Here is a 16194-nt window from a genome sequence, read left to right on the forward strand (position 1 = left end):
ATACAGCGGCGTTTAATATTTCTACCGGATGAGTTACAGGTTGCTTTCTATCGCACCTACTTTTTCCCTGTATAAATCTATCGGGCCATCCAGCAATACGGCAATTACCGTTAAGCTTTTATCTAAGCGATCTTCAGGAACAGGAATGTATACAATTCCAGGAACCGCACTCCAATATAATTTATTGTAAATCTCTGGTTCCACCATTGTTCCTTCGCCTACAATGCGGATTCTGCTGATCTTATTTTTAATCCCTTTCAAAGCAACCGGACCTGTTGGCTTGCCTTCAACAAATAGGAATAAGGTTTGTTTATCGGCAGATAGAGCACTTTTCCCCTGGTAATGACCTTCAGGAAGTCCTTTGGTTGTTTTGTATAAACTTTCTGAATTCTTAGTGATCCAGTTGTAAATTTCAGGAGATAAGGTTTTCTTTTCTGCTTCCAATCCCAATCCATCTACGGTAAGTTTTGTATCCAGGAAAGGGTTGTTTCCATCATGAATGGCACTGGTAAACTGAGCAATCTGTTGCTTGTCAGTAGCCTCTTTTTTAGGAGCTAACGATGCAATTACAGGGGCTTTCTCTGCTAAGCGGATAGGCTCATTGAATTCAAGTGCCATAACTGTTACATCTTGATCTGCTGCGTTTTCCGGAATGCGCAAACTCAGGTTATTCCCGTCTTTTTTTATACTTAGGAATTGATTGCTGCCTACGATTTTCGCAGATTTAACATCAGAAAGTACACCATTCAGGTTAAATACTCCTCCGTAAGGCGTCCAATCAGCATATAGATACAGGGTTTTCTTGTCTTTTGAAAGACTGGTTTTTCCATTGAAATGATCGGTAGAGATTCCTGCACGCGTTCCATAAATGGCTTCCCCATGTTTGCTGGTCCAGCGGGCAAGACCTTTTAATACGGCAACTTGTTGCTCTGGGATCGTTCCATCGGCCTTAGGGCCAATATCCAACAACAAATTTCCACCCATGCTGATACAATCCACTAAAGTGCGGATGATCATGTTTGGTGATTTATACTTGTTGTCGTAAGGCTGATAACCCCAGGAATCATTAATAGTATAACACAATTCCCAATAATCTCCGGCAGGTTTTACAACAGGAATTCCCTGTTCCGGAGTTTCATAATCACCATGGTGGTTAAGACGGGAATTGATAATGATGTTTGAGTTGTAACTACGTAAGTTTTTAAGCACTTTTTGTGCCTGCCATTCTTCGCCACTATGCTCCCAATCTCCATCAAACCAAATCAAGTCGGGCTTAAAGTTCGCTGAAAGTTCGTTAAGCTGTTGCTGATAATAGCTAAGGAATGTATTCCATCTCTTTGGCTCAGCCTTCAATTGATATCTTTTATGTTCTCTTGTGAAACCATCATAATCGCCATAGCTCCAGTCTGGTAAAGAAAAATATAATCCGGTTTTTAATCCGGAAGCTTTTAATGCTTTTACAAAAGGAGAAATCAGGTCCTTTTTAGCCGCACTATGTTTAAGGGTAGTCGTGGCATTAGGTGCTTTAGTGTCCCACAAAGAAACGCCATCATGGTGTTTAGTGGTAATCACTGAATATTTGGCGCCGCTTTCTTTGATCAGCTTTACCCATTCTTCCGGTTGATACCTGGAGGCATTAAAGCCATCCAATTGTTTCATATAGTTATCATGGCTGATGTAGTTGTTGAAAAATGCCCAGGATTCTGAAATCCCGTTTACGGAGTAAACACCCCAATGGATAAATATTCCAAGTTTGGCATCGGTAAACCACTCCATCTTTTTGGCATTGGCAGTAGCATTGGTTTTTTCTTTTGAGCTGTTTTCCTGGGCTTTGCTGGCTGTCATGGACAGGCAGAGAAACAAGGCCGACAGTAAGGTCTTTCTGTTCATAGAATTGGTTGGTTTCTGAGTTGTTTTGTGTGTTAAACGTATGGTGTTGTTGCTTAAAGCTTTTAGTCTGTTGTTGTTGTTGTTGTTGTTGTTTTGGGTGGATAAGCTGTTGTTTATTTTTGCAGATAAGATTTCTGGTAGTTTAAAGGGCTTTTTCCGGTGATGATTTTAAAGTGTTTGTGAAAGCTGGCAAAGTTGTGAAATCCACTTTCATAACAGATCTGCTTTACATTCATGCTGTCCTCAATCAGCAATTTGCAAGCATGGCCCACTCTGATTTCTGAGATAAACTGGGTATAGGTTTTCCTTGTTCTCGACTTAAAATACCGACAAAATGAATTGGGACTTATATTGGCTACTGCGGCCATTTCCTCCATCTGGATTTTTCTTTTGAAATTGGCCAGAGAGTAATTGTAAATTGCATTGATGCGGTCATTTTCAATCTCTTCAAAATCATGACGGAAGCCGATAGAAGAAAGCAACTCATGCTCCGTACAGTGTTCTACGGCTAGTAATGCTTCCATTAAAAGAATAATTCTTTTCGATCCTTCAGATAGTAAAATGGATTCTATGATTTCTCCGATTACTTGCTTGGCTTTGTCTGAAATTTGAATTCCTCTTTGCGCCTTTTCCAAAATCAGTTTTAGTGCTTTGTTTTCCGGGAGATTCAGGAAATGATTTCCCCAGAAGTTTTCACAGAAATGAACCACGACCACATCAGCATTTTCTTGTTCATCTTCAGTAAAATAACTGTCGTCGAATCTCCAGTAATGGGGTAGGTGTGCTCCTATAAGCACCACGTCTCCGGATCTGAAACGCTTGATATTATCGCCAATAAACTGGGTGCCATTTCCTTTCTTAAAATAGATTAATTCCACTTCCGCATGGTAATGCCAGCGGTTGTTGATGTAGGGGACTTTGTCTCTCCTTGCACTAAATGAATTCACAAGGTTGTTTGAAACTTTGAGTAGTTGTGGCTTCATAAAATTTGGTTAGGTCTGGCTAAATTTATAAAAATCTTTTATAAATACCCAGTAATTTCATTATTACACAAATAACCGCCAATATTGCTGAATGATTCTGTTTGGAAAATCAGTGCATGATAACCAACTCAGGATTATCAGCTTAGGATAAAGCGTATTTCATAAAAACTGATAACTTTGGTTGCTAACACACACACGCAACCTTAACCAAAATGATGAAAAGTACCTGGAGAACCACAATGATGGTCTTTATGCTTCCTATTGCAGTTATGCCAATGAGCCTTAGCGCTCAGAAAAGCCAAAAACATCAAAAAACTCAGAACGTTCAAAAAGCGGGGGCACCAAATATTATTTTCATTTTAACGGATGACCTGGGCTATGGAGACCTTGGTGTTTTCTTTCAGAACCAACGAAAACAAAAAGGCGCTTTACCTTATCAATTGACACCTAATCTGGATCAGATGGCTGCCTCCGGCGCTAAATTCAGCAACCAATATAGTAATGCCCCTGTTTGTGCACCTTCCAGAGCATCGTTTATGACGGGGATGAACCAGGGAAATGCCAGCGTAAGGGATAACCAGTTCGACAAGCAAATTGAAAACAACCATACCATCGCCAATATGCTGAAAACTTCAGGTTATGCCACTGCGGCCATTGGTAAATGGGGATTACAAGGAGAAACAAAGGACGAGCCTAACTGGCCTGCGCATCCGTCAAAGCGTGGATTTGATCAGTTTTTTGGCTATATGAGACATGCAGACGGTCATGAACATTATCCTTTCGAAGGTCTTTACAGAGGTAAGAAAGAAGTTTATGACAACTATACCAATGTAGCTGCTGGTTTAAGTAAAAGTTATACGACCGATTTATGGACCGCTTATGCGAAGAAATGGATCGTGGATCATGAACAGGGAAAACAAGCAAAACAACCCTTCTTTATGTTTCTTGCTTATGATGCCCCACATGCAGTATTGGAGTTGCCAACTCAGGCTTACCCTACGGGAGGTGGCTTAAAAGGCGGTTTACAGTGGACAGGGGAAAGCGGAGCCATGATTAATACGGCTTCCGGTGAAATTGACAGCTATGTACATCCAGATTATGCGAATGCAACTTACGATGATGATCAGGATGTGAACACTCCTGAAAAGCCATGGCCGGATACTTATAAACGATATGCAACGGCTAATCGTAGAATTGATGATGCCATAGGCGATATCATGCAGCTTTTAAAAGACATGAATATTGCAGAAAATACCTTGGTTGTTTTCACCTCTGATAACGGGCCTTCTATTGAATCTTACCTGCCAAAAGGTTACGTTGCCAACAGTCCGGAGTTTTTTGGAAGTTACGGTCCTTTTGATGGGATTAAAAGAGACGTTTGGGAAGGTGGACTGAGAATGCCAACGCTCGTTTCCTGGCCTTCAAAAATCAAAGCAGGGAAAACTATCGCCTTGCCAGGTATGCTGTCCGACTGGATGGCTACTTTTGCAGCTGCCGCCAATATACCTGCACCGGCAAGATTAGACGGTGTTTCTTTGTTGCCAGTCTTAACCGGTAAGGGGAAACAGGAGCAAGGCCAGGTGTACGTAGAATATACAGAAGGAGGGAATACCCCGGATTTCAAAGATTTTGAAGCCAGTAGAAGGGGTAGAAAGCGTAACCAGATGCAAATGATTCGAATCGGCGATCTGGTTGGTGTACGCTATAGCATCAAATCTGCAGCCGATGATTTTGAAATCTATGATGTGGTCAAAGATCCTAAAGAGAGAACCAATCTGGGTGGCAATCCTGCTTATCGCAGCTTACAGGAAAAGATGAAAGCCAAAGTATTACAAGGAAGAAAGGTAGATGCAGAAGCACCGCGGCCTTATGATGCAGCGCTTATTCCTGCAGTAAATCCAGCTGGAAAACTCAGCCCGGGCATTAGCTGGAGATTCTTTAAAGGAGATTTTCCATGGGTGGTTACCGAAAAAGGAAGAACCGCGCAGCAAAAAGGTAAAACAACAGAACTGAACCCGGGGGAGATTCCTAAAAATGCTGGTATGGTCTTGTATGAAGCCTGGTTTAAAGCGGCGGAAGACGGGGAATACAGTTTCTCTATGGAAACTAATGGAAAAGCTTATGTACGTTTACATGAAGCGGAATTATTGGATGCTGATTTTGGATATTCAGCAGATAAAGAGATGATAACTAGTGTGAAACTTAAAGCAGGGTACCATCCGGTCAAAATTTATGTGACACAAGAACAGGGAAAAGTAATGTCGTTGCGCTTAAAGCAAAAGAAAGCTGGAGCTAACTGGCAGATACTGAGTGGTAAAAATCTTTACACTGTAAAATAACGGGCTTTAATCCATCCTAAACAAGTTTTTACCGTAAAAAAGTGAGTTTAAACTTTCATTTAATCAAAAAGTTAATTACATTTGAGCTTACCCTTTCGAGGGTATGTTTTTCATAGGTAGATGTAGGGTCGGAAATTTATTTCCGATCCTTTTTTTTTACAGCAGTTTCTAGCGTAGCTACATCTATAAGCATTCCATACATCGTATTTGTTTTAACTTTATCTTTGCAGCTGCTATGGATAAGAAGAAAATCATTGTTGCCATTACCGGAGCCAGCGGCTCTATTTACGCTAAACTACTATTGGATAACTTAATGACACTTGCTGATCAGATTGAGACAGTAGCAGTGGTGATGTCCGACAATGCGAAGGAAGTCTGGCGCTTTGAATTGGGTAATGAAGACTACGATCGTTACCCTTATAAGTTCTATCCAAAAATGGACTTCAATGCCCCCTTTGCTTCCGGTTCCGCAAAATTTGACACTATGATTATCATTCCATGTTCTATGGGAACCCTCGGTAGAATCGCTCATGGCATTTCCAACGACCTCATCAGCAGAGCAGCCGATGTGATCTTAAAAGAACGTAGAAAATTGATCGCTGTAGTACGTGATACCCCTTTTAGCCTCATTCACATCAATAATTTAAAGATCGTAACCGAAGCTGGTGGCATCATTTGTCCGGCAAGTCCCTCGTTTTACAGTCTGCCGAAAACCATTGAAGAAGTCGCGCAAACCGTGGTTAGCCGTGTCATCGACCTTGCCGGTCTCCGTCAGGATAGTTACCGTTGGAATGAGCAATAATCTCAGCTAAAACCTTATCTTTGCGCATTCTCAAAGAAATTTTATAAGGGCTAAATGAAGAAGGTTGCATTTTATACACTGGGTTGTAAGTTAAATTTTTCAGAAACTTCAACTATAGGGAGGTTATTTACCGATGCCGGATATTCGGTGGTGGACTTTACAGCCGGGGCGGATGTATATGTGATCAATACCTGCTCTGTAACGGAGCACGCGGACAAGAAATGCCGCAAGGTAGTTAAAGAAGCCCTGAAGTATTCCCCGAATGCTTATGTGACGATTGTGGGTTGCTATGCGCAGCTGAAACCAGTAGAGATTGCCGAAATTGAAGGCGTTGATATGGTCTTAGGTGCCGCAGAAAAATTCCGTATTGTAGAATATATCTCTGATTTAACGAAACTTCCAAAAGCCGTTATTCATCAGCAAAACATAGAAAAGGTAAACCACAACTTTATTGCAGCCTATTCTATAGGCGATAGAACCCGTACTTTCCTTAAAGTTCAGGACGGTTGTGATTACCCTTGTACCTATTGTACGATTCCCCTGGCTCGTGGTGGCAGTCGTAGTGACACCATCGAAAATGTAGTCAACAGGGCAACGCAGATTGCAGAAAGCGGGGTGAAAGAAATCGTGCTTACCGGTGTAAACCTTGGCGATTTCGGGATCAGAGACGGTAACAGAGAAGATAAATTCTTCGACCTGGTTAAAGCTTTAGATGAAGTAGAAGGAATTGAAAGAATCCGTATCTCTTCCATCGAGCCTAACCTGCTTAGCAATGAGATCATTGAATTTGTTGCGCAATCAAAAAGATTCGTTCCACATTTCCATATTCCATTACAATCGGGCTCTAATAAGATCCTGGGGCTGATGAAAAGACGTTACCAAAGAGAACTATACACAGAACGTGTGGCCACCATCAAAGCATTAATTCCAAATTGTTGTATTGGTGTAGACGTGATTGTTGGTTTTCCTGGAGAAACACATGAAGATTTTCTGGATACTTACCAGTTCCTGAATGAACTTGACATTTCTTACTTACACGTATTTACTTATTCTGAACGCGAGCAAACCGCTGCGGCAGAAATGACGGGTCGTGTTGCAGGAAGCACGAGAGCGGACCGTAGCAAAATGCTCCACATCTTATCTGATAAAAAGCGCAGAGCTTTCTACCAGTCACAAATTGGTACGATAGGTGAAGTGCTTTTCGAAGATGATCAGAAGGATGGCTTTATGCATGGTTTTACTAAAAACTATGTGAAAGTTAAGGCAAAATATGATCCTGTAATGGTGAATGAAATTAAAAGGGTGAAATTACTTGAACTTACCGCTGATGGTGAGGTAGAAGTTGCAGAAACCGAAGAAGTTTTAGCTCATTAATCTTATATTCGCATAAATACTTATCTATTCCTATGTTTCCAACCGTATCTCATTTTATAGAATATCTTTTTGGTGTCCAGATACCTCTTCCATTCAATACCTTCGGTGTTTTTGTAGCGCTTGCTTTCATTGCAGGCTATTGGGCATTTACAGAAGAGTTTAAACGTAAAGAGGCTTTAGGGGTTATCCATCCAATTAAGAAATACATTACTGTTGGAAAACCTGCAACCACTATTGAACTGTTCTATAACGGTATTTTTGGTTTCCTGATCGGTTATAAACTGGTTTATGCGTTATTAAATTATAAATTATTTGTGAGTGATGCCCAAACGGTATTGCTCTCTACAAAAGGTAACATTTTAGGCGGCCTGTTCTTTGCAGGTTTGTTTGCCTACTGGGATCATAAAGAGAAAAACAGGGTTAAATTACCGGCACCAAAAACGGTGGAAGTGATTCAGCATCCTTATGAACTGATGGGCAATATGATTGTCTGGGCAGCAGTATGGGGATTCCTTGGCGCTAAGATATTTGATAACCTGGAGCATTGGGATACGTTTGTACAAGACCCGATTGGTGGTTTGCTGTCTTTCAGCGGGCTTACATTCTACGGAGGCCTGATCTGTGGTGGTGCTGCGGTATTGTATATTGCAAAAAAGAATGGTATCAAGATCTTGCACATGTTGGATATTGGTGGTCCGGGAATGATGCTGGCTTATGCAGTAGGTCGTATTGGATGCCAGATGTCCGGAGATGGCGACTGGGGTATTGATAACCTCAACCCTAAACCGGTAAGCTGGTTGCCAGACTGGTTATGGGCTTATACTTACCCGAATAACGTGGCCAATGAAGGGATTCCTATTCCGGGTTGCGTAGGTAAATTCTGCCATGAATTGGCGAATCCGGTATATCCAACGCCGATTTATGAGGTAATTGTTTGCTTTATCTTATTCTTAATCCTTTGGCGTATCCGTACTAAGATTAAACTTCCAGGTATGATGTTCGGAATTTACCTGATGATGAATGGTATGGAAAGATTCTTTGTAGAATTAATCAGAGTGAATACCAAATACGATGTTGCTGGGATCCGTTTTACTCAGGCGGAATTGATCTCCAGTATTTTATTTCTATCCGGTTTATTGCTGATCATCTATTCTGTGAAGAATAAGGAAAAGCATGCTAACTATTAAAATCTAAGATTTGAATTACGAGTTACTTTGTTCTAAAGTTATTGCCATTGCCCGTCTGACAGGCAATTTTATCCGCAAGGAGTCTATGAATTTTGACGCGAATGCGGTAGAAATTAAAGGGCTTAATGATCTGGTCTCCTATGTCGATAAAAATGCGGAGAAGCAACTGGTCAGGAATTTAGTGAAATTGATTCCTGAGGCTGGCTTTATCACGGAGGAAGAGACGATCAATACTGCTGGTAAGGTCTTTAACTGGATTATAGACCCTTTAGATGGAACAACGAATTTTATCCATGGCTTGCCTACCTATGCGATCAGCATTGCCCTTTATGAAGATGGACAGCCAGTGATTGGGGTGGTGTATGAGATCAACAGGGGAGAAATGTTCTCTACTTATAAAGGTGGAGCGGCTTACCTGAACAACAAAGAAATCTCTGTTTCTAAAAGAACTTCCCTAAGCGATACTTTATTGGCTACCGGTTTTCCATACTATCAGTTTGATAAACAGGAAGCCTATATGAAGCTGCTTTCCGAAATGATGCGTAGCTGTCATGGCTTAAGAAGAATTGGCTCAGCGGCCACGGATTTAGCTTATGTAGCTTGTGGTAGGTTTGATGGCTTTTTTGAATACAACCTGAATTCATGGGATGTGGCGGCAGGTGCTTACCTGGTGCAACAGGCAGGTGGGAATATCCTTAATTTTTCCGGCGGAGCCGAGTTTATCGAACAGCGCGAGATTCTGGCCACAAATGGTGCCATTGATGCCGAAATACTGGCGATTATGGCTACACACTTTAACGATTAGTTTCCTTTATTTATAAAAGAAAAGGGCCTTGATTTTTAGAATCAAGGCCCTTTTGGTATGCTTTGTTTTTTTATAAAGCTTCAGATACTACTTCTTTCACTTCAGGAACCATACGTTGTAGTAAATTCTGGATACCAGATTTTAACGTAATGGTAGAAGATGGACATCCACTGCATGAACCTCTAAGTTCTACGGTTACGATACCATCATCAAATGATTTATAACTGATAGCACCACCATCTTGCTCTACTGCCGGACGAACATAGTCGTGCAGGATTTGCTGAATCTTGATTTCGATATCTGTTCCTGTAAATGCCGGAGCAGCTTCGTCAGTTTCTTCTTTGATTTTATATTCTGATTCTACTGCGCCCTTTACGAATTCTTTAAGAATTGGCTCAATATCTGCCCATTCTGCGTCTTCGGTTTTGGTGATCGTTACAAAGTTACTTGCAAAAAAAACGCCGTTTACAAAGTTGAACTTGAACAGTTCCTTTGCAAAAGGAGATAGCTCAGCACTCTCTTTAGTCGCAAAATCTTCGCTGCCATTGATCAATAGTTTATTGACCATAAATTTCATGGTGGCAGGATTAGGGGTTTGTTCTGTATATACGTTGATCGTCATTGTCTTTTTTTCTTACAAAAATAAATAATTCAAAGCTGCAAATTAAGGTATCGATGTCTGTTTTAGGTCATTAATTCCTAGAAGACACCGGTATAGTTAAAAGGGGTAATGTGCTTTAATTCAGCTTTTATGGTTTCGTTTACGTCTAAACCATCAATAAAGGTGGCCATTGTATCCGCTGTTATCTTTTGATTGGTACGTGTAAGGTCTTTTAAGGCCTCATAAGGATTCGGGTAAGCTTCTCTTCTCAATACCGTTTGAATCGCTTCTGCTACCACTGCCCAGTTGTTTTCAAGGTCAGCAGCAATCGCATCATTGTTCAGGATGATTTTGTTTAATCCTTTAAGCGTAGAAGACATCGCAATTACGGTGTGTGCCATCGGAACACCTACATTTCTCAATACCGTAGAATCGGTAAGGTCTCTTTGTAGACGGGAGATCGGTAATTTTGCAGCGAAGAATTCAAATAAAGCATTGGCCAGACCAGCGTTTCCTTCTGCATTTTCGAAATCAATAGGATTCACTTTATGTGGCATTGCCGATGAACCTACTTCTCCTTCTTTAATTCTTTGTTTGAAGTAGTTTTTAGAGATATAAGCCCAGATATCACGGTCAAGGTCAATAATGATGTTGTTGATACGTTTTAATGCATCACATTGTGCAGCAAACTGATCATAATGTTCAATCTGAGTCGTGTGTTGTGCACGTGTTAAGCCCAATACTTCATTTACGAAGTTATTAGAGAAATCTACCCAGTTAACGTTTGGATAAGCAATATGGTGCGCATTAAAATTACCGGTAGCACCGCCAAATTTTGCGCTGTTAGGGATGTTTTTTAAGTTATTTAACTGGATTTCTAAACGTTCTGCAAATACCAGAAATTCTTTACCCAATTTAGTAGGTGAGGCTGGTTGTCCGTGGGTAAATGCCAATAAAGGAACAGCTGCCCATTCTGTTGCCAGTTCTTTAATCTTGCTGATTAAATTACTGATGTTTGGATAATACACTTCATTTAAGGCCAGCTTAAAAGTGTATGGAATTGCAGTATTGTTGATGTCCTGAGAAGTTAATCCGAAATGGATAAATTCTTTGTAATCCTGGAAGCCTAAATCATCGAATTGTTTTTTGATGAAATATTCTACCGCTTTCACGTCATGGTTGGTTACTTTCTCAGTGTCTTTAATCTCCTGAGCATGTACATCTGAGAATTGCTCATGAATCAGGCGTAATTTTCCATAATTCGCTTTATCAAATTTCGCTAATCCAGGTAGTCCGATTTCACATAGTGAAATGAAATACTCAACTTCTACATATACCCTGTATTTAATTAGGGCAGATTCAGAAAAGTACTTAGACAGGCTTTCAGTTGTATTTCTATAACGGCCATCTATTGGAGATATAGCTTGTAATGGTGATAAATTCATGGGTATTAAGATTGTTTACGGTCGCGAAGTTACGTATTATTAGCCGTTTTTGGGAATGGAAGCCGCGCTAATTGAATTTCAGGGCATAAAAAAAGGCTTTGGAGTGAACCAAAGCCTTTTTTTATGAAGTTAATTAAAACTAGTGAGCAGCTGGTTTCTCAGCTTCAGTAGTAGTTTTAACAACTGTATCTTTTACTGTAGAGTCAACAACTGAAGTATCAACAGTAGTAACAACTGCACCTGAATCAGTAAGTGTAGTGTCAGTAGATTCACCTGTTTTTTCTGATGAACATGCTGCTACTGATAAAGTGATTGCTAATGCTGCGAAACCTAATTTAAATGCGTTTTTCATTATATTTTGTTTAAATGTTAAATAATCAATTTTGTAGATTAATACCCTAAATCCTAAAAGGTAACCCCGATTCTTCAAATATTTTTTATTTTTTTTTAAAATAAATATTGACCGGCCTTAAATAGGTGGTGAATGCGTTGTGGATAAGGGGCAGGTAGTGTTTTTTTTCAGAGCGTCCTGTCTTAGGGATATGAGATAGCTGATATTGTGCTGTTATAGTGGTTCTGGTTGCCGAAGGCTTGCTGAAGAGTTGATGAGGATCTGATTAAGGATTTCCCCTAATCAATTGTCGCGAACCCCTCAGCAAGCCTTCGGTAACCCTTAAACAGCGAGCGGTACTATAGCATCCGTATACCAACAGTATACGATCAATGGATAGCGTTTCCCTGATGAATCTCCTTTATCTTACTTTGTGTATCCTCAAAAAGGTTGGGAAAAGTATACGGCAACAAAAAAGGTGCTGGAAAATTCCAGCACCTTTTTTGTTATTAGCCTTTTGAGCTTATTTTTTAACAACTGTATCTGTAGCAACAGTAGTAGTTTTTACAGTAGTATCTTTTACTGTAGAATCAACAACGTTAGTATCAACTGTAGTTACAACAGCACCTGAATCAGTTAATGTAGTATCAGTTGATTCACCTTTTTTTTCTGATGAACAAGCTGCTACTGATAAAGTGATTGCTAAAGCTGCAAAGCCTAATTTAAATGCGTTTTTCATTATAATTCTATTTTAAATAATTAATTAATTTTGCAGATTAATACCTGAAAGATTAAAAGGTAACCCAGCTAATTCAAAAAAAATAAAAAAAAATATTTGACGAATCCGGAAGGGCAGACGTTATATATAAGGTATTAGGGGAAAGATCAGAAAAAGTATTTTTTTTTGGTTAACATTGGGTTACCATTCACGTATAAATGTATTAATTGGTGAGTAATAAGTTAAGCAGTTCAGTTCCAACAGATAGAGAGGTAGTTTTAGGGGTACTAAATGACTCGGAAGATACGCTAAATAAACTGTACACCGGATATTTTCCGATGGTACTGCAGTTTATCCTTAATAATAACGGTGATGAAGATGATGCAAAAGACGTGTATCAGGAAGGAATCATCGTATTATATAATAAAATTAAGGGCGGAAATTTTGAATTGAGCAGTAAACTAAAGACCTATATATACTCAGTTTGCAGAAGAATATGGTTGAAAAAGCTTTCGCAGGAAAGTCGGAAAACCAATAACATCTCAGACTTTGAGGATATCATGGCAGTAGAGGTAGATTTGGAACAACATGAAGAAAAAGATCAGCAGTTTGATAAAATGAACGATGCGCTTCTTCATCTTGGTGAGCCTTGCAAAACCATTATTCAGGATTTTTACATCAACAGTCTCTCTATGCAGGACATTTGTGAGAAGTTTGGCTATACCAATACGGATAATGCCAAAACTCAAAAATATAAATGCTTACAGCGGCTGAAGAAATTGTTTTTTCAAGTATAAAGGTGATATGAGAAACGAGATTGAGTTAGAGGGGATAATTGAAGATTATTTAAATGGTAAGCTTTCTGAGGAAGAAAGAGTAGCTTTTGAGCAGCTTCGCAAGAATGATCCCATAGTGGACCATAAGGTGGTTGCGCATAAAGTTTTTCTGGAATCTCTGGGAGACTATGCCAATATGATGGATTTAAAAGCGAAAATGGATCGCGCCCACGCAGAAATTGATGTGGATGCTTTAACAGAGGCATTAAGGCCACATCCTTCTTATATCGTTAACTTATGGCGTAAAAATAAGGCAGCCATTGCTGTTGCCGCGTCTTTTATCCTGTTAACGGTGGTAACCGTGTATTCTATACAGCAAAATACCAAACAAAGTGGTAGTGTAGAGCTGGTAAGCAGGGAACTGACGAAAATTAAAAATTCTCAGAGTAGCCTGATCAGAATTATCAATTCTAAAAACACACCTAAAAATGTGAAACCTGCCAATTTTGGAGGAACAGGATTCGCCTTAACCGCCAATGGTTATTTGCTAACCAACCTGCATGTAGTAGATGGCGCAGACTCTGTATATGTTCAGGACAATAAAGGTGAATCTTATAAAGCTAAAGTAGTGAGAACAGATTCTCAATACGATCTGGCCATTCTGAAAATTACAGACCCTTCATTTAGCCCGCTTTCTAACCTTCCTTACCGATTGAAACAAAGCGGAATAGGAATGGGTGATGTAGTTTATACATTGGGATTCCCTAAAGATGATGCGGTGTTTGGCGAAGGTTATGTGAGTTCAAAAACAGGTTATAACGGTGATACAACACAGTATCAGGTGGCCATTCCTGTGAATCCTGGTAATAGCGGTGGTCCATTATTAGACCATCAGGGTAATATCATCGGTGTGATCTCTGCTAAGGAGAAACAGGTAGATGGGGCTACATTTGCCATCAAATCGAAATATATTCAAGAGGCTTTAAACTCTATTCCTAATGATTCTTTAGGTAAAAAGGTAGCCTTCAATAAAAGAAACTCTTTACAAGGCCTGAGCAGAAATAAACAGGTCCAAAAAATACAGGATTATGTATTCATGATCAAAGTATACAAATAGAAATTTCTTTATAATTCCTTAGAAGACCCTATAGCTGATCTCGCTGTAGGGTCTTCTTTTTTAACCGCTTTTTTTATTTCGTTTATCTGGAGAGTTTTCTAGCTTTATAGGGATAAGCCGGTATGGATTTATAGTGTTAGCCGGATTTAATCTAATGAGTAAGACCTAAATGTAAAGACATGGATTTTGGAAAAGTTTCTGATGATGAACTTAATAGGGTAGACTTTAGTCTGCCGGCAGATGGGCTGCAAACGCCACAAACTTTAGCCGGCAAAAAAGCTGGCAATACGCCTGAGTTTTATGTAGGCTGCGCCAAATGGGGGAGGAAAGAATGGGTGAACATGATTTATCCACCCAAAACTAAAGAAGCTAATTTCCTGGATGAGTATGTGAAACATTTTAATTCCATTGAGCTAAATGCTGTGTTTTATAATCTTCCAAAGCCTGAACAAATCAGGAAATGGAAAGAAAAGGCTGCCATAAATGCCAGCAATGGTTTCTTATTCTGTCCGAAGTTTTCCCAAACCATTACCCATATGAAAAGACTAAAAGGAGCAGAAGAAGCAACTGACCTGTTTCTTTCCGGTATTTCCGAATTTGGAGAATACCTGGGGCCCTGTTTTCTGCAAATGGGTGATAATTTCGGGCCCAAAAACAAGGAAACCTTAGCGGCTTATCTCGAATACCTGGCCACCGATCTATCGGTATTTGTAGAACTTAGAAACACAGAATGGTTCAACATTGAAAGTAACCGCAAACCACTTTTCGAAATGTTGGCCAGATTAAATAAAGGTGCTATCATTACTGACGCCAGTGGAAGAAGGGATGTGATCCATATGGAACTGACCATTCCCGAGGTCTTTATTCGCTTTGTAGGAAATGGGGCAGCGTTCAAAGCTTCTGATGAAGCGCGAATTGACGAATGGGTGAAACGTCTTAAAGTATGGCTGGATCAGGGCCTGGAAAAAGTCTATTTCTTCCTGCACCAACATGACGAAAAGGATACGCCAATTCTGGCCGATTATACCATCAAAGCATTCAACAAACATCTGGGTAGCCAGCTCCCGGAGATTAATTTTTTAGGGGCTTAAAATTGAGAAATTACATAAGATTCACAATTATTCTAAAAAGTATACTAGATTTGTAGATATTATAATTTATACCCTAAAACCACAACATTATGAGTTTAAGAATAGGGGACGTAGCGCCCAACTTTAAAGCAGAAACTTCTATCGGTAACATTGATTTTTATGAATTCTTAGGAGATAGCTGGGGCGTTTTATTCTCTCATCCGGCAGATTATACTCCGGTATGTACTACTGAACTTGGCCGTACGGCTTCCTTAAAAGGGGAATTTGAAAAAAGAAATGTAAAAGTGCTGGCCCTGAGTGTAGATTCAGCAGAATCGCATAAAGGATGGATCAGAGATATCAATGAGACACAAGATACCACTGTAGAGTTCCCGATCATTGCTGATGAAGATAAAAAGATCGCAGATCTTTATGATATGATTCACCCTAATGCTTCAGAAACATTAACTGTACGCTCTTTATTTGTGATTTCACCGGATAAGAAAGTGAAATTGATGCTGACTTATCCAGCTTCTACCGGCAGGAACTTTGACGAAGTATTGAGAGTAATTGATTCTTTACAGCTGACTGCAAATTATAGTGTTGCTACTCCGGCAGATTGGAAAGATGGTGATGATGTAGTGGTAATGAACAGCATTAAAACAGAAGATATCCCTGCTAAATTTCCAAAAGGACATAAAGTGATCAAACCTTATCTAAGAATGACTCCTCAGCCAAATAAATAAAGGTTGATTT

15 protein-coding genes are annotated in these 16194 nt (G+C 39.8%); 9 read left to right on the forward strand and 6 right to left on the reverse strand.

Features of this window, described 5'->3' with window-relative positions:
- Nucleotides 1–33 precede the first annotated feature (33 nt).
- Nucleotides 34–1890 carry an alpha-L-fucosidase gene (locus OQX61_RS10215; protein WP_265841557.1) on the reverse strand — a complete coding sequence of 619 codons (1857 nt, stop codon included), beginning with the start codon at nucleotides 1888–1890 and terminating at the stop codon, nucleotides 34–36.
- A 113-nt stretch (nucleotides 1891–2003) separates the two neighbouring features.
- Nucleotides 2004–2873, reverse strand: coding sequence for a helix-turn-helix domain-containing protein (locus OQX61_RS10220; protein ID WP_265841558.1), 870 nt, complete (start codon nucleotides 2871–2873; stop codon nucleotides 2004–2006).
- Nucleotides 2874–3085: 212 nt separating this feature from the next.
- Between OQX61_RS10220 and OQX61_RS10225 the strand changes: the two genes are divergently transcribed.
- The 5 genes from OQX61_RS10225 to OQX61_RS10245 all read left to right on the forward strand — a co-directional run bounded on the left by OQX61_RS10225 (nucleotide 3086) and on the right by OQX61_RS10245 (nucleotide 9380).
- On the forward strand, nucleotides 3086–5212 hold the full coding sequence (locus tag OQX61_RS10225) for a sulfatase-like hydrolase/transferase (protein WP_265841559.1): 2127 nt from the start codon (nucleotides 3086–3088) through the stop codon (nucleotides 5210–5212).
- Between the two features lie 235 nt (nucleotides 5213–5447).
- The gene (locus OQX61_RS10230) at nucleotides 5448–6014 is read left to right on the forward strand and encodes a UbiX family flavin prenyltransferase (RefSeq protein WP_265841560.1); all 567 of its coding nucleotides are present in this window, start codon (nucleotides 5448–5450) and stop codon (nucleotides 6012–6014) included.
- 54 nt (nucleotides 6015–6068) lie between these two features.
- Nucleotides 6069–7388 carry a tRNA (N(6)-L-threonylcarbamoyladenosine(37)-C(2))-methylthiotransferase MtaB gene (gene mtaB / locus OQX61_RS10235; RefSeq protein ID WP_265841562.1) on the forward strand — a complete coding sequence of 440 codons (1320 nt, stop codon included), beginning with the start codon at nucleotides 6069–6071 and terminating at the stop codon, nucleotides 7386–7388.
- A 32-nt stretch (nucleotides 7389–7420) separates the two neighbouring features.
- Nucleotides 7421–8575: a prolipoprotein diacylglyceryl transferase family protein gene (locus OQX61_RS10240; protein WP_265841563.1), complete on the forward strand. Its 1155-nt coding sequence runs from the start codon at nucleotides 7421–7423 to the stop codon at nucleotides 8573–8575.
- A gap of 10 nt (nucleotides 8576–8585) precedes the next feature.
- Complete coding sequence (locus OQX61_RS10245) at nucleotides 8586–9380, forward strand: inositol monophosphatase family protein (protein ID WP_265841564.1); 795 nt, start codon at nucleotides 8586–8588, stop codon at nucleotides 9378–9380.
- A gap of 70 nt (nucleotides 9381–9450) precedes the next feature.
- On the opposite strand, the gene OQX61_RS10250 is transcribed toward OQX61_RS10245, so the two are convergent.
- The 4 genes from OQX61_RS10250 to OQX61_RS10265 all read right to left on the reverse strand — a co-directional run bounded on the left by OQX61_RS10250 (nucleotide 9451) and on the right by OQX61_RS10265 (nucleotide 12496).
- Nucleotides 9451–10002 carry a NifU family protein gene (locus tag OQX61_RS10250; RefSeq protein ID WP_265841565.1) on the reverse strand — a complete coding sequence of 184 codons (552 nt, stop codon included), beginning with the start codon at nucleotides 10000–10002 and terminating at the stop codon, nucleotides 9451–9453.
- Nucleotides 10003–10079: 77 nt separating this feature from the next.
- Nucleotides 10080–11426, reverse strand: coding sequence for an adenylosuccinate lyase (gene purB / locus OQX61_RS10255; RefSeq protein WP_265841566.1), 1347 nt, complete (start codon nucleotides 11424–11426; stop codon nucleotides 10080–10082).
- Between the two features lie 139 nt (nucleotides 11427–11565).
- A complete protein-coding gene (locus tag OQX61_RS10260) occupies nucleotides 11566–11778 on the reverse strand; it encodes a hypothetical protein (protein WP_265841567.1) in 213 nt (70 codons plus the stop codon).
- Between the two features lie 502 nt (nucleotides 11779–12280).
- A complete protein-coding gene (locus OQX61_RS10265) occupies nucleotides 12281–12496 on the reverse strand; it encodes a hypothetical protein (protein ID WP_265841568.1) in 216 nt (71 codons plus the stop codon).
- Between the two features lie 209 nt (nucleotides 12497–12705).
- On the opposite strand from OQX61_RS10265, the gene OQX61_RS10270 reads away from it, so the two are divergent.
- The 4 genes from OQX61_RS10270 (at nucleotide 12706) to OQX61_RS10285 (ending at nucleotide 16184) form a co-directional block, all read left to right on the forward strand.
- Nucleotides 12706–13272, forward strand: coding sequence for a sigma-70 family RNA polymerase sigma factor (locus OQX61_RS10270; RefSeq protein WP_265841569.1), 567 nt, complete (start codon nucleotides 12706–12708; stop codon nucleotides 13270–13272).
- Nucleotides 13273–13279: 7 nt separating this feature from the next.
- Complete coding sequence (locus OQX61_RS10275; RefSeq protein ID WP_265841570.1) at nucleotides 13280–14368, forward strand: serine protease; 1089 nt, start codon at nucleotides 13280–13282, stop codon at nucleotides 14366–14368.
- A gap of 179 nt (nucleotides 14369–14547) precedes the next feature.
- On the forward strand, nucleotides 14548–15459 hold the full coding sequence (locus OQX61_RS10280; protein WP_265841571.1) for a DUF72 domain-containing protein: 912 nt from the start codon (nucleotides 14548–14550) through the stop codon (nucleotides 15457–15459).
- Between the two features lie 89 nt (nucleotides 15460–15548).
- Nucleotides 15549–16184, forward strand: coding sequence for a peroxiredoxin (locus OQX61_RS10285; RefSeq protein ID WP_265841572.1), 636 nt, complete (start codon nucleotides 15549–15551; stop codon nucleotides 16182–16184).
- The last annotated feature ends 10 nt before the right edge of the window (nucleotides 16185–16194 follow it).

Source organism: Pedobacter sp. PLR, assembly GCF_026239675.1.
Classification (GTDB): domain Bacteria; phylum Bacteroidota; class Bacteroidia; order Sphingobacteriales; family Sphingobacteriaceae; genus Pedobacter.

What these genes read in the sequence shown, in the direction of transcription:
- OQX61_RS10215 (WP_265841557.1), bottom strand. Translation starts at nt 1,890, where the DNA reads ATGAACAGAAAGACCTTACTGTCGGCCTTGTTTCTCTGCCTGTCCATG.
- OQX61_RS10220 (WP_265841558.1), bottom strand. Translation starts at nt 2,873, where the DNA reads ATGAAGCCACAACTACTCAAAGTTTCAAACAACCTTGTGAATTCATTT.
- OQX61_RS10225 (WP_265841559.1), top strand. Translation starts at nt 3,086, where the DNA reads ATGATGAAAAGTACCTGGAGAACCACAATGATGGTCTTTATGCTTCCT.
- OQX61_RS10230 (WP_265841560.1), top strand. Translation starts at nt 5,448, where the DNA reads ATGGATAAGAAGAAAATCATTGTTGCCATTACCGGAGCCAGCGGCTCT.
- mtaB (WP_265841562.1), top strand. Translation starts at nt 6,069, where the DNA reads ATGAAGAAGGTTGCATTTTATACACTGGGTTGTAAGTTAAATTTTTCA.
- OQX61_RS10240 (WP_265841563.1), top strand. Translation starts at nt 7,421, where the DNA reads ATGTTTCCAACCGTATCTCATTTTATAGAATATCTTTTTGGTGTCCAG.
- OQX61_RS10250 (WP_265841565.1), bottom strand. Translation starts at nt 10,002, where the DNA reads ATGACGATCAACGTATATACAGAACAAACCCCTAATCCTGCCACCATG.
- purB (WP_265841566.1), bottom strand. Translation starts at nt 11,426, where the DNA reads ATGAATTTATCACCATTACAAGCTATATCTCCAATAGATGGCCGTTAT.
- OQX61_RS10260 (WP_265841567.1), bottom strand. Translation starts at nt 11,778, where the DNA reads ATGAAAAACGCATTTAAATTAGGTTTCGCAGCATTAGCAATCACTTTA.
- OQX61_RS10265 (WP_265841568.1), bottom strand. Translation starts at nt 12,496, where the DNA reads ATGAAAAACGCATTTAAATTAGGCTTTGCAGCTTTAGCAATCACTTTA.
- OQX61_RS10275 (WP_265841570.1), top strand. Translation starts at nt 13,280, where the DNA reads ATGAGAAACGAGATTGAGTTAGAGGGGATAATTGAAGATTATTTAAAT.
- OQX61_RS10280 (WP_265841571.1), top strand. Translation starts at nt 14,548, where the DNA reads ATGGATTTTGGAAAAGTTTCTGATGATGAACTTAATAGGGTAGACTTT.
- OQX61_RS10285 (WP_265841572.1), top strand. Translation starts at nt 15,549, where the DNA reads ATGAGTTTAAGAATAGGGGACGTAGCGCCCAACTTTAAAGCAGAAACT.